The organism is Francisella marina, from assembly GCF_008369785.1.
GTDB classification, from domain to species: Bacteria; Pseudomonadota; Gammaproteobacteria; order Francisellales; family Francisellaceae; genus Francisella; species Francisella salimarina.
In genome coordinates, this window is record NZ_CP043552.1 from 1,617,886 (window position 1) to 1,631,922 (window position 14,037).

Genomic DNA, 14,037 nt, shown 5'->3' on the forward strand with positions numbered 1-14,037 from the left:
ACATATCTAAATGAAAACAAAAATGATTAGAGCTGGAGCTACTAGTGAAAACTACTATGCAAATATCTTTAATGCTATTAGTGATAAAGATGGTTTTTTGACAAAAACTGATGTATTAGCCATTTTAGATGATGCTGGTATAGCTAGCGATGATCCACGCACCAAAAAACTGAGAGCTGAACTAGATGGTTTAACGGTCATAGATAAAATTGACTTTAACAAATTCAAGGAAATGACCTTAGAGAGTAGTAGTATCATTGAAAAATCTGTCAATAAAGGCTTTATGATACCTAACTTTAAGGATTTCCAAAAAGAGATTAAAGAAATCTATGAAGAAACCAAAAAGAATGTATCTGGTAAAAATGCAGACTACATCCCCCAATTAGCGCGAGTAGATTCTGAGCTTTTTGCAGTTGCCTTTTGTAGTGTTGATGGCCAAATGATTACTTTGGGCGATTTCTTACATCCATATTGTGTACAATCCACTGCAAAAGCTATTACATACTGTATTGCAACAGAAGAAAATGGCGAGGATAAGGTTCACAAACATGTAGGCAGGGAACCAAGTGGTATTACGTTTAACGCAATCGCATTAAATAAGTATGATTTACCTCATAACCCAATGATAAACTCCGGCGCAATTATGACCTGCTCACTGATTAAACCCGAATGGAATTTAGCAGATAGATTTGAATACATAACAAATGTTTGGAAAAATTTAGCAGGTGGTGAATCTATTGGTTTTGATAATGCGGTATATCATTCTGAAAAAGAAACTGCCGATAGGAACTATGCCCTAGCTCACTTTATGAAAGAGGTTGGAGCATTTCCAGAAGGTACTAATATTCATACATCATTAGATTTCTACTTTCAAACATGCTCGATTCAGATCAATGCAAAAAAAATGGCTAAAATCATGGGATCAATTGCTAATGGTGGTATATGTCCTTTTACTCACAAAAAGATCTTTTCTCCGACAACAGTTCGTAACTGTTTATCTATGATGTACTCTTGTGGAATGTATGACTTCTCAGGTGAATACGCATTTTCTGTTGGACTGCCAGCAAAATCAGGCGTATCAGGTGCATTAGTCATAGCCATACCAAATGTTGGTGGTTTTGCAATATTTTCCCCACGCTTGGACAATAATCACAACTCTGTTAGGGGTGTAGAGTTTAGCAAAAGATTAGTAGAAAAATTTAGTTTCCACAACTATGACCATATCACTCATTGTGACAAAATTAATCCTATTGAGAGTAGAGTAACTATAGAGTCAAACCTAACTCTTGAACTAATCTGGGCTGCCAGTAATGGAGATCTATCAGAAATAAAAAGAGCTGTAGCATTAGGAGTTGATATTAGCAAAGGAGATTATGATAAAAGAACAGCTCTTCACTTGGCTGCTGCTGAAGGTCATGAAGATGTTGTCAAGTACCTCATCCGCAAAGGAGCAAACCCTACTATTAAAGACAGATGGGGTAAAACTCCTCTTGATGATGCTAGAGCTAATAGCCACAGTCATATTATAAGATTATTAGAAAAAGTTTCATCATAGAAACAGGTAAACTCTTATACTTAATATCATCTTTGCTTATATCTTATCAAATTATCTGATAATGGCTGGTTGCTTTTATTTTTTAACTCATATATCTTTACTACAGATTAATTAATTTAAAATCTACAAATGAGGATTTGATTCATGAGTAAATTCATTAATAAAATACTATCAGTAATAGAAATGTTCATATTTGGAATTCGCTGGCTTCAAGCGCCAATCTATTTGCTTTTATCACTAGTTTTATTTGGCTTTATCTACGAAATATATCATGAACTTCACCATTTATTTACTGCTTATAGTAGCATTGATGAAGATCAACTTATCATACTAGCTTTGACACTATGTGACGTTGTACTAGTAGCAAATCTTGTAGTAATTGTAGTAATAAGTGGCTATGAAAACTTCGTAAGTAAAATGAACCTTGATAAAAAAGGTGGTGGTCAACCTGTTTGGATTAAAAAGCTATCTCCAAATGCAGTTAAATTAAAGATTGCAGGCTCTATTATAGGTATTTCTTCAATATCTCTTTTGAAGAAGTTTCTAGAAGTATCTCATTCATCTGATAGAGATTTAGCATGGTCAGCAGCTATCCACTTAGTATTTGTAATATCTGCACTACTAATCGCATTTACTTCATTTATAGAAGGTAAATCTCACAAAGCTAGTTATGATGATGACCACTAACTAGTTTTTCTCACCTAAATATTTTATTTCCTACGTCCTAGATCTTCATCTTCAGGCCTACCCTGAATAATTCTAGTACGCTCATCACAAGAAACTAACATATTTTCATCAAATTTAAAGAAAGCATGAACTTCAGCTATTAGTTTACGATTATCCAGCTTGATATTAGCATATACTCTATGTAAAGAGGCTACCATATCACCCTCTTCTACTAGATGAACAAACTCAAATCTAACACTTTCAACAACTTCACGTTGTTTTTTGATGTGCTCAATAAAGCCCTCGTAATCAATCGCATAGCCATCAACAACTTGTTTATAATCTAAACGTACAAATTTTTGAATAAAATTTTCGGGATCAATATCTGGATTGTAGATATTTTCAAATAAAGATTTTAATAAGCTTTTTTTCGACACTTTTTACTCAGGCTTCATATGTGGGAACAATATTACATCTCTGATAGATTGCGAATTTGTCAGATACATTACTAATCTATCAATACCGATACCTTGACCTGCTGTAGGAGGCATACCATACTCTAATGCTCGGATATAATCTTTGTCATAAGGCATAGCTTCATCATCACCAGATGCTGCTGCTTCAACCTGCTTTCTGAAACGTTCCGCCTGATCTTCCGCATCATTTAGCTCGGAGAAGCCATTGGCAATCTCACGTGCACCAACAAAGAACTCAAATCTATCTGTAAACTCAGGATTACCATCTTGTCTACGCGCTAAAGGTGAAACTACAGCTGGATAATCTGTGATAAATGTAGGTTGAATTAGTTGATGCTCAACTGTTTCTTCGAATATTTCATTTATTAGGTGACCAAGCTCATGATAGGCTTCTACTTTTATCTTCAACTTCTCAGCAACAACTTTTGCAGATTCAAATGTTGCTAAATCTTCTTTAGTAATATCATCATTATATTTAACAATTGAATCAACCATTGAAATACGCTCATACTTACCACCAAAGTTAATCTTATACTCACCATACTCAAGTATTTCACTACCTATAACCTCTTGTACAAGTTTAGACAACATATCTTCTGTTAGATCCATAAGATCATTATAATCAGCATACGCCATATAGAACTCTAGCATTGTAAATTCTGGATTATGACGTGAAGATACACCTTCATTTCTGAAGTTGCGGTTTATCTCATAAACACGCTCAAAACCACCAACAACAAGTCTTTTTAGATATAGCTCTGGAGCTATACGCAAGTATAATGGCATATCCAAAGCATTATGATGTGTTTTAAATGGCTTAGCTGCTGCACCACCTTGCAAAACATGCATCATAGGCGTCTCTACTTCCATAAAATCCAATTTATCAAAATAGTTACGAATAAAACTCACAACTTTTGAACGAACTTTAAAAACTTCTCGAGCTTTTTCATTTGTGATTAAGTCAACATATCTTTGACGATATCTCATCTCTTGATCTGCTAAACCGTGGAATTTATCAGGTAATGGTCTAATTGCTTTTGTTAGGATTTCAAAATGATTTGCCTCAACAGAAAGTTCGCCAGTATTTGTCTTAAACATAGTACCTGTAATGCCCACAATATCACCTAGATCACATAGGTTTTTGAAAGTATTGTACTGCCCTTCTGGTAAATCACTTTTTTTAAGATAAATCTGTATTCTACCTGAATAATCCTGTAACGTAATAAAAGAAGCCTTACCCATCACACGACGAAGTACAACTCTTCCTGTTACATTGTAAGTTTTTTTATTTTCTAACTCTTCTAGCTCTTGTTTTGAGTAATGTGCATATTGATTCTGTAAATCATGAGCAACTACATTTCTTCTAAAACCATTTGGATGACTGATACCATTATTTTGATCTGCTAGTGTTTGAAGCTTTTCTTTCCTAAGCCCCATTTGCGAACTTTCTTGCATATCTGTTACATGTTTTTTAACAAGTACAGATATCTTCTCTTTTACGCTTTCATTTATCTCACTAATGCCTTCTAGAGATTTGCTAACTTGCTCTCTAAGCTTACCTCTTACAGCGTCTTTAACTGTAATATCATTAGCATCCAAATACTCTTTAATCGAATTTTTTATTAAATCTTTTAATTTACTACTCATTTTAAACCTTATTACATTCTCTACGGTTTTGTATATATCTCTGCGATGAAAAAACATGTCGCTACAACCTATGTAGTAAGTAGCGAAACTTTATTTATCAAACTATTTATTATAACCCACTTTTTAGGCTAGCCTCAATAAACTTATCTAAATCACCATCTAAAACTGCTTGTGTATTTGTATTCTCAACACCCGTTCTTAAATCTTTGATTCGAGACTGGTCTAAAACGTAAGAACGAATCTGACTTCCCCAGCCAATATCAGCCTTTGTGTCTTCGAGAGCATTTTTCTCAGCACTACGCTTTTGTAGCTCCATTTCATATAACTTTGACTTTAGTTGTTTCATCGCACTATCACGGTTTTTATGCTGTGACCTATCGCTTTGGCTTTGTACAACAATATTTGTAGGAATATGAGTTATTCTCACCGCAGAATCCGTTTTGTTGACATGCTGTCCACCAGCTCCTGATGCTCTATATGTATCAACACGAAGATCTGCTGGGTTAATCTCTATATCAATATCGTCATCAACTTCAGGTGATATAAATACCGATGCAAAAGATGTATGACGTTTGCTATTTGAGTCAAATGGCGATTTTCTTACTAGTCGATGAATCCCTGTCTCAGTTCTCAGCCAGCCATAAGCATATTCACCTTCTATTTTTAGAGTACAGCCCTTAATACCTGCAACATCACCATCTGATACATCATCAACAGTGATCTTGAAACCGTGACTATCTGCCCAACGCATATACATACGCATTAGCATCTCTGCCCAATCCTGTGCTTCTGTACCACCTGAACCTGATTGAATATCCAAAAAAGCATTATTAGAATCCATCTCTCCAGAGAACATTCTTCGAAATTCTAACTTTTCTATCTCGCTAGTTACATCTTGAGTATCTTTTGCAATCTCTTGCATCAAAGATTCATCTTCTTCAGCAAGCTCAAGTAGCTCTGTTAAAGTTTCTAGAGTTTCATAAATATGTTCACAACCATTTACAACATTCTCAAGTTCTACTTTTTGTCTACCTAGGTTTTGTGCATATTCAGGATTATCCCATATAGAGCCATCTTCTAACTCCATAAGAACTTCTGTTAGCTTTTCTTTTTTGACATCATAGTCAAAGATAGTCCCGTAAAGATTCAATACGGGCCGTTAGATCTTTTAATACAATCTTGTAATTTATAGATTCCATTTTATTGATTTTTATTGATTAGAATTTGTGTATAGATTTTATATTTTTGTGCTGAATTTTACAAACAAAGAGTATTCAAAGTTATTTAAATACTCTCTTATTCTTTTAACCTAACTCTGCTATCATTTAGTATAAGATTTCTAATAAAAATTTTACAGATGTCATATCAAGCATTAGCTCGTAAATATAGACCACAATCATTCTCAGAAGTTGCAGGACAACAGCATGCGCTTAATAGTCTAGTACATGCTCTAGAAACACAAAAAGTCCATCATGCCTATTTATTTACAGGCACTCGTGGTGTAGGTAAAACAACACTTGGTAGATTACTAGCAAAATGTCTAAACTGCAAAACTGGTGTTACAGCAGAGCCATGTAACAAATGTGAAAACTGTCTAGCAATTAATAATAATAGTTTTATAGATTTGATTGAGATTGATGCTGCATCGCGTACAGGAGTCGAAGAGACAAAAGAGATTCTAGATAATATCCAATACATGCCATCTCAAGGTCGCTATAAAGTATATCTGATAGATGAAGTTCACATGTTATCCAAACAGAGCTTTAACGCACTACTAAAAACATTAGAAGAGCCACCTGAATATGTCAAATTTATATTGGCAACCACAGATTATCATAAAATACCAGTCACAATACTTTCACGTTGTATTCAACTACATCTAAAGCATATCTCACAATCAGACATCAAGGATCAGCTAAAAGTAGTTCTTAATAAAGAAAATATAAGCTCAGATGAGCAATCACTAGACTACATTGCTTATCATGCAAAAGGTAGCCTAAGAGATGCTCTAAGTTTACTTGACCAAGCTATAAGCTTTTGTAGTGGTGAACTTAAGCAAGCTCAAATTAAACAAATGCTTGGGATTATAGATAGTGAAGAGGTCTATAATATTATCGAAGCCATTATAGACAACAACCCAAGTGCGGTATTACCTGCTGTAAAAAATTTAACTCTTACAGAAAGCAATGCTGATGCAGTGCTAGATAGAATCGCTGAGATATGGTTTGCTTGCTGTATTTATAGTTTTACACAGTCGCTAGATGCCATAAATGATATTGATGTTGATATCATCAATAAGGTTCTTGGCAAAATATCAGTAGAACAAGCACACTTCTTATATCAACTGACTATCACAGCCAAAAAGGATATCTCCCTTGCACCTAGCTTTGAGACTGGAGTGACAATGGCTGTACTTAGACTAATAGCTTTCCAAAAAAAAAACTTAACTAGTAACCACTCATTAACAACTAGCTCAAATATCTCTTCAGAGACTAAAAATGACATCAAAGCCCTAAAGAATGCTTTGCAGCCACAGCCACAGCCACAGCCACAGCCACAGCCACAGCCACAGCCACAGCCACAGCCACAGCCACAGCCACAGCCACAGCCACAGCCACAGCCACAGCCACAGCCACAGCCACAGCCACAGCCACAAAGGCAGCATAGCATACCAACTAGTAAAAACAACTCTTCTGAACAACCATATATGGAGAATGTACAAGAAGAATCTTTAGATAAGAAATGGTTTAATCAACTTACAAGAATTAAGCTAAAAGGATTCACTAAAACATTGGCATACAATAGCCACTTACTTAACGAGTCTGATGAATCTTATGAAATTCAGCTAAATGATGATGCAAAAAAAATTCTTGAGCTTGACCCTCAAAGTTTAGCTAAACTTCAATCAGCTATTAGCCAATATTTGAATAATCCAAGCTTTAGATTAGATATTAAAAACCTACCAAGCATTAACGCTAACTCTAATAGCAAGTCTCCAGCTGAAATAAAAACTCAAAGAGCTATTAAAAAAATTCATAATGATGAAAATGTCAAACTTGTTAAGGAAGCCCTTAATATAGATATTAAAAATGAAGATATAATTTTAACTGATTAAAAGAAGTTATATCAAAGCATCAACCTGTTGTTTTATTGCATCAAAATTAGCTTTAAAGTCACTATTTTGTTTCAATGCACTATATACAACATTACCCATCACTCTCCCAGCCTGCACATCACTTCTCCAATGAGCTCCACAAATAACTCTACTATCTCCATAATCCATACCTCGTACTAAAATTTGAGCTCTATATTGAGATGGTAAAAGATCAGCTATAGTATATGCCACTACCATACCTCTCGTGGAGTGTGCAGATGGATATGAATGATGAGGGTCTGGATCGCCCGTACAAACTGCTTCATTATAAAATGAATAAGGGCGCTCTCTAGCATAAGCATTTTTTGCAGCTTCTGTTGAATTTTTACCATCATAAGTTACTTTTTTGATTAGATCTGGATTATTTATTAATAGTTGTTTAATACTTTGCTTATTTGGAATATCCAAAGGGTCTATAAATGCATTAACAAAAGTCTCTACTTCAGTATCAGCATCACTTACAGCTTGATCTAATCGAGTTTGCGAAATTTGCTCGCCATTGAAAAAGGTCTTTTCTATAAATATGGATTTAGATATCTCTTGATCTTCTGCAAATGCTGGGTATGACACATTTGAACCTGCCATCGGAGTCATAACAGGTGGTGGAGGTAAAATTGCTAAACTATTTGGTAACTCATCCTTAGATAAAAAGCCATCCCCTGCTGCGAAAGCTATAGTCGCACAAACAAAAGAAAGCAATACTATTATTTTTTTCATATTTTTGTATTTCCTTATTTTTATAAATATTCAGGAATTATACAAAAATGAATCAATAAGACTAAATATATACTATTGATAACAATAATAAGAAAATCTTATAAGGGTTAGATATATTCCCACGCATCTTTATCAGCAAGAATAGCATGTAAGAGTTTATTATTAAGGGTATGACCAGATTTAAAGCAATTAAAATGTCCTAGTATATAACCACCAACATAAAAGTCGCCAATTGCATCTAACAGCTTATGTCTTACAAATTCATCTGCATATCTCAAACCACCATCATTAAGTACACCATCATTTGAAATACCAACAGCATTATCAAGTGAGGCTCCTTTTGCAAGATTGTTTTGGTGTAAGTATGCAAGCTGCTCGTAGAAGCCAAAAGTTCTAGCCTTTGAAACCATCTTAATATACTCATCTAGGTTATACTCAAATAGTATATGATCATTTGTCGCAGCAATTACAGGATGATCCCACTCAATCTTAAACTCATACTTAAGATTATCACTAGGTAAAACTTCTGCAAATTTATCTTCATGCTCAACTCTAACAGGCTTTAATATCTTTATACCTTTACGATTAGATTCTTGCTCAACGATACCAGCTTCTTTTAATAGCTGAGTGAACTCATAAGAGCTTCCATCCATCACTGGTAACTCTGGTGCATTAACTTCAATAAGAACATTATCAACCTCAAACATCGCAAATGCAGACATTAAATGTTCAATAGTCGATACCGATAAGCTCTGATCACCATCCTTTGTTAATAAAGTACACATTATAGCTTCTTTAATATTAGATGGAGTTACTTTGATATCAACTACAGGGCTAAGATCAGCTCTACGAAATACTATGCCAGTATCGACATTTGCAGGTTTAACAACCATAGAAACATCAATACCGGAATGCAGACCGATACCCGTAACCGAAAATTCTTTTGTTATAGTTTTTTGCTTCATATTTACTCTCTATTATTAAATTTTAACACTTCAATTTAGCTAACATAATATAGCAATGACAGTAGCAACCTTGCAGATTATCATATACTACAAAAATATAATTACTGTAATCGATAAATTAAATTATATATATCAAAAAATCATATTGATATAGAATCACTGAGATTTTAAGGCTATATCAATATATTTAAATTACTAGAGTTATAAAGAAAAATTATCTTCTTCTAAGGAAACTTGGAATATCTGATTTATTAACATCTTCAGATTCTGTTTTTGGAGTACTAGCAGAAGAGCTAGATACATCATCATTCCTAGAGAAAGATGGTGATGGTTTACTTGAGAAACTTTGAGGTTGACTAGAAGTTGTCTTTTCTACACCAAAGCCTCTTTTCATAGCAACTTTTTCAATACCAGTAACTACAACTGTTACTTTCATAGAGTCTGTCATATCAGGATCGATAACTGTACCAGCAATCACAATAGCTTCATCTGAAATGAATGATCTAATTACTTCACCAACTTCTTCAAACTCACCAATTGACATATCCATACCGGCCGTTATGTTTACAATAACACCTTTTGCACCATCAAGATTAATATCTTCTAATAACGGGCTAGAAATAGCAGCCTCTGCAGCTTCTCTTGCTCTATTCTCACCATTAGCTTCACCCATACCCATCATAGCTAGACCCATATCAGTCATCACAGCTCTAACATCAGCGAAGTCAACGTTAATAAGACCTGGCTTAGTAATAAGTTCAGAAACACCTTTAACAGCATTTCCTAATACATCATTTGCTGCATTAAATGCATCCAAAAGAGATGCTCCTTTGCCAAGAACACTTAAAAGCTTTTCATTTGGTACTGTAATAATTGAGTCAACATGTTGAGTTAATTCATCTATACCATACTCAGCAGCTTTCATCCTTCTAGGACCCTCAAATGGGAAAGGCTTAGTAACTACTGCTACAGTCAGTATACCCATTTCTTTTGCCACTTCAGCTACTACAGGAGCACCACCAGTACCTGTTCCACCACCCATACCAGCTGTGATGAAAACCATATCAGCACCTTCTAGAAGTTGCTCAATTTTTGCTCTATCTTCAGTTGCTGCTCTTTTACCAATTTCAGGATTTGCACCAGCGCCTAGACCTTTTGTAAGATTAGTACCAATTTGTAATACATTTTGTACTTTCGACTTTGATAATGCTTGACCATCTGTATTTAATGCAAAAAACTCAACATCAGTAACATCTTCACACATGTGCTGAACAGCGTTACCGCCACCGCCACCAACTCCAACAACTTTAATTATGGCATTTGAGACCATTGAATCATTAAAATCAAACATATATTTACTCCTTTACTTTCGATTCATTATTGCTTAACTTAAAAATTATTTGAAAACCAACCTTTAACTGATGATATTATTTTCTTCTTCGACTTAGTGGTATTTTCATCAATCTCCATAACATCATCATCAATATTTTGATCATTACTTACATCACTATTTTCTGCAGCATACTTCAATAACCCAACTACTGTGGAGTATGATGGATTATGGACAACTTCACTTGCACCAGAAACCTCTATAGGACCACCAACCCTTACAGGAAGCTTAAACATATCCTCTGCAAGTCTTGCTAATCCTTTTAGCTTAGCACCACCGCCTGTAAAGACAATACCTGAAGAAATAACCTCTAATAAACGGTTCTGATCCAACTCACGATATAGAGACTCAAATATCTCTTCTACTCTTGCCTCTATTACAAGTGATAAATCTTGTAATGATATTCTCTTTTTAGCATTCCCTAATGAATTCGGTATATCTATCTTTTCATCCGGATTTTTAAGATATTTACTTGCTGCATAGCCAAATTGAAGCTTTAAGCTTTCAGCAGCCTCGATAGGTAATCTAAACACTTTCGATATATCAGAGGAGATACTACTACCACCAGTTTTAACACTTGATGTATAACATATACCGCCATCAGCAAAGACAGAAAAGCTTGTCGAGTCAGCACCAATATTCACAAGGCAAACGCCCATTTCTTTCTCATTGTCAGTAAGAGTCGCACTACTTGCTGCTAAATGCTCTACTACTAAGTTTTCTATAGCATAACCACAATTTGAAACGCATTTACGTACATTCTGTAACATCCTAGATGACGCAACAATAATATGTACATTAGACTCTAGTCTTACTGCAAACATTCCTATTGGTTCAGTGACTCCGGGCTGACCATCAACTATGTAGTCTCTCTGAAGAACATGAAGCATTTCTGTATCAGCAGACATCGGCACAGCTTTTGCTGTCTTAATAGCCATAGCCAAATCTTCTAAGCTCACCTCTCCATTTTCGACAGCTGCTAAACCATAAGAATTAAAGCCATTAATACTAGGCGCACTGACACCCAACGTGACTTCTTTAATATCGACTCCTGCTATGCTTTTTGCTTCATCTAAGGCTGCATTTAATGTTTCTATAGCCATTTCAAGATTAATAACAGAACCTTGTTTAATGCCCTTTGACTGCTTTTGGCTTACACCTAATATTTTTATACTGTTGTTTTCAGCAAGTTGTCCAATCGCAACGGTTATCTTGTGAGATCCCAAATCTACCGCACAAAAATTATTATTCCCAAAACCCATTTATTATAGCCCCAATCTAAGACAGATATTTTCTTACTTTCATACACTTACATTACATTATATGCTTATTATCATAGAAAACCAATAAAATAAATCTTTTTCTAGTTATACTTTACTGCAAAACCATCACTGTATCTCATATCAAAATATTTCACAGATTTGTAGTTTTTAACATCTTTATATGATTTAAAAAACAGATTTAGTCGTTTTTTTAATTTTATAGAACCTAGGACAACTTCAATATCATCTGTAAGTAAGACACTAAACTGATTACCTCTGTAGGATATTTTGACTATTTGTATATTATTATTTTCAGCTACCTTATTTAACTCTTGTAGAGTCTCATAGATATAGTCCTTACTAGCATCATCATTACTATCTATGTATGGTAAATTTTGATCATAATTAAAAACAACTGGAGTGATAATATCCATATTATCAAGCAGAATTTGGTTATTATTCCAATACGCGACAGGCTTATGATCATAGACATATACAACTAAGGTTGAAGGCCAAACTTTCTTTACAAGGGTATAGTCAACCCCTTTCATATCATAAAAATACTTCTCAACAGTGTCAATATTAAGATCAAACCACTCTTTATCGTTTAAACCTATTATTTTATTAATTAAGTCCTGCTTTGAAATGTATACCAAACCATCATTAGAGACCACATCTACCCTTGAGATTTTTTTATCTGTCTTACTAGCAATAAAAATCACAGCACCAAAAATTATTACGAAAATAAAGCTTAGTATAGAAAATTTTTTAAAAATCTTTAGCATTGTGCCTGTTCTAATATTGATTTAACAAAGCTATCAAAATCAATCCCCTCAGCTGCCGCTGACTTTGGAGATAAACTATTCTCTGTCATACCTGGTGATGAGTTAATTTCCATAATATAAAAATCTCCTCTATCATCATATATAAAATCGACTCGAGCATGTCCTTTACATCCCAATAGGTCATAGGCTTTTTTGGCTAACTGACGAACTTCTAGCTCTTTTTGCTCGCATAATCCACTAGGTGCATGATATATTGACTTACCGCTATATTTTGACTCATAGTCATAGAACTCATTCAATGGCTCGATCCAGACAGATGAGTAAACATCATTATTAACAATAGCTACAGTTATTTCTTTACCAGTAATCCATTGTTCAACCATTACTTCACCATACTCTGAAGCTTGTTTATATGCATCCTCAAGCTCTTTAAAGTTTTTTACTTTGAAAGTAGCTATACTAGATCCACCATTACTTGGTTTAACTGCAACAGGAAAACTAATCTCATCAGATTCCACTAATTTATCTGTAAGGAACTTTGCCATGGGTGTAGGCATACGATGGTGCATCCATATTTCTTTCGAGATCATTTTGTCCATAGTTATGACACATGATTTCATAGTTGAGCCAGTATGCTTAATGCCTAGCATTTCAAGCAATGCTGCTACCCTACCATTTTCGCCATCTTCACCGTGCAATGCAATAAAACACTTATCAGGATTTAGCTCTATAAGTTTAGTAACTAAATCTTTTGAGCTTGCATCTAAGCCAGACGCATCATAGCCTTGATTTAGTAAAGAATCCAAAACTGCTTTACCAGATTTCAGAGATACTTCTCTTTCTGGAGAGTCCCCACCATATAGAACGACAATTTTTTCTTTTTGCATAAGTACCTAATTTCTTTTTTGTTTAAAAAAATCTCTTAAGAGCGTACTACACTCTTCAGTCATCACACCAGATGTTACTTTAAGGCTATGATTGATGTTCTTGTTTTGATGCAGCTTTTCATGAGAAAAAGCCCCAACACGAGTATCATAACAAGCATAAATCAACTCAGATACTCTAGCCTGAACTAAACCACCCAAGCACATTATACATGGCTCTAAAGTAACATACAATTTTGTATTAACTAATCTATAATTTTGAAGTTTTTTAGCAGCCTCACGTAAAACTAAAATCTCAGCGTGTGCTGTTGGGTCGTTCATCATTATCGTTTTATTAAAATTTTGTGCGACTATCTGATCATCTTTGACAAGCACTGCTCCTATAGGAACTTCACCGGCATCATAAGCCAACAGTGCTTGCTCATAAGCCTTTCGCATATAGAAAATATTTTCATCTGGACAATTAGGCATAAAGTTTTAGAATTTTCTTCTTGAAGAATTTACATCTCTTAGATAAGATAATACATTACATAATT

General features: G+C 34.5%; 13 protein-coding genes. 3 read left to right on the forward strand and 10 right to left on the reverse strand.

Annotated features, from left to right (window positions below; genetic code table 11):
• The first annotated feature begins 10 nt into the window (after positions 1-10).
• Complete coding sequence (gene glsA, locus F0R75_RS08045) at positions 11-1,555, forward strand: glutaminase A (protein ID WP_146421681.1); 1,545 nt, start codon at positions 11-13, stop codon at positions 1,553-1,555.
• A 144-nt stretch (positions 1,556-1,699) separates the two neighbouring features.
• Positions 1,700-2,242, forward strand: a complete 543-nt coding sequence (locus F0R75_RS08050) for a TIGR00645 family protein (RefSeq protein WP_146421680.1) — start codon at positions 1,700-1,702, stop codon at positions 2,240-2,242.
• Between the two features lie 23 nt (positions 2,243-2,265).
• Here F0R75_RS08050 and F0R75_RS08055 read toward each other — a convergent pair whose 3' ends face one another.
• The 3 genes from F0R75_RS08055 to prfB all read right to left on the reverse strand — a co-directional run bounded on the left by F0R75_RS08055 (position 2,266) and on the right by prfB (position 5,543).
• On the reverse strand, positions 2,266-2,658 hold the full coding sequence (locus tag F0R75_RS08055; RefSeq protein WP_146421679.1) for a nuclear transport factor 2 family protein: 393 nt from the start codon (positions 2,656-2,658) through the stop codon (positions 2,266-2,268).
• A 3-nt stretch (positions 2,659-2,661) separates the two neighbouring features.
• Entirely contained in the window at positions 2,662-4,344 is a 1,683-nt protein-coding gene (gene lysS / locus F0R75_RS08060; RefSeq protein ID WP_149369098.1) for a lysine--tRNA ligase, read from the reverse strand.
• 109 nt (positions 4,345-4,453) lie between these two features.
• Positions 4,454-5,543 (reverse strand): peptide chain release factor 2 gene (gene prfB / locus F0R75_RS08065; protein WP_223144631.1). Its coding sequence is split into 2 segments (ribosomal slippage): positions 4,454-5,470 and positions 5,472-5,543, totalling 1,089 coding nucleotides; the frame shifts between segments, so codons are not numbered across the junction.
• A 158-nt stretch (positions 5,544-5,701) separates the two neighbouring features.
• On the opposite strand from prfB, the gene dnaX reads away from it, so the two are divergent.
• Entirely contained in the window at positions 5,702-7,459 is a 1,758-nt protein-coding gene (gene dnaX / locus F0R75_RS08070) for a DNA polymerase III subunit gamma/tau (protein WP_149377275.1), read from the forward strand.
• A 6-nt stretch (positions 7,460-7,465) separates the two neighbouring features.
• Here the strand turns inward: dnaX and F0R75_RS08075 are convergent, their stop codons facing one another.
• The 7 genes from F0R75_RS08075 to tadA form a co-directional block, all read right to left on the reverse strand.
• Positions 7,466-8,215 (reverse strand): acid phosphatase, encoded by a 750-nt coding sequence (locus F0R75_RS08075; protein WP_149369095.1) that lies wholly within the window; start codon positions 8,213-8,215, stop codon positions 7,466-7,468.
• Between the two features lie 107 nt (positions 8,216-8,322).
• Entirely contained in the window at positions 8,323-9,180 is an 858-nt protein-coding gene (gene lpxC, locus F0R75_RS08080) for a UDP-3-O-acyl-N-acetylglucosamine deacetylase (RefSeq protein WP_146421675.1), read from the reverse strand.
• 214 nt (positions 9,181-9,394) lie between these two features.
• Positions 9,395-10,531 (reverse strand): cell division protein FtsZ, encoded by a 1,137-nt coding sequence (gene ftsZ, locus F0R75_RS08085; protein ID WP_013921946.1) that lies wholly within the window; start codon positions 10,529-10,531, stop codon positions 9,395-9,397.
• A gap of 38 nt (positions 10,532-10,569) precedes the next feature.
• Positions 10,570-11,832, reverse strand: coding sequence for a cell division protein FtsA (gene ftsA, locus F0R75_RS08090; RefSeq protein WP_146421674.1), 1,263 nt, complete (start codon positions 11,830-11,832; stop codon positions 10,570-10,572).
• 101 nt (positions 11,833-11,933) lie between these two features.
• Positions 11,934-12,617 (reverse strand): cell division protein FtsQ/DivIB, encoded by a 684-nt coding sequence (locus F0R75_RS08095; RefSeq protein ID WP_149369094.1) that lies wholly within the window; start codon positions 12,615-12,617, stop codon positions 11,934-11,936.
• Positions 12,611-13,504, reverse strand: coding sequence for a D-alanine--D-alanine ligase (locus F0R75_RS08100; RefSeq protein WP_149369093.1), 894 nt, complete (start codon positions 13,502-13,504; stop codon positions 12,611-12,613). The genes F0R75_RS08095 and F0R75_RS08100 overlap by 7 nt, the downstream gene beginning before the upstream one ends.
• Before the next feature lie 6 nt (positions 13,505-13,510).
• A complete protein-coding gene (tadA, locus tag F0R75_RS08105) occupies positions 13,511-13,972 on the reverse strand; it encodes a tRNA adenosine(34) deaminase TadA (protein ID WP_149369092.1) in 462 nt (153 codons plus the stop codon).
• Positions 13,973-14,037 lie beyond the last annotated feature (65 nt).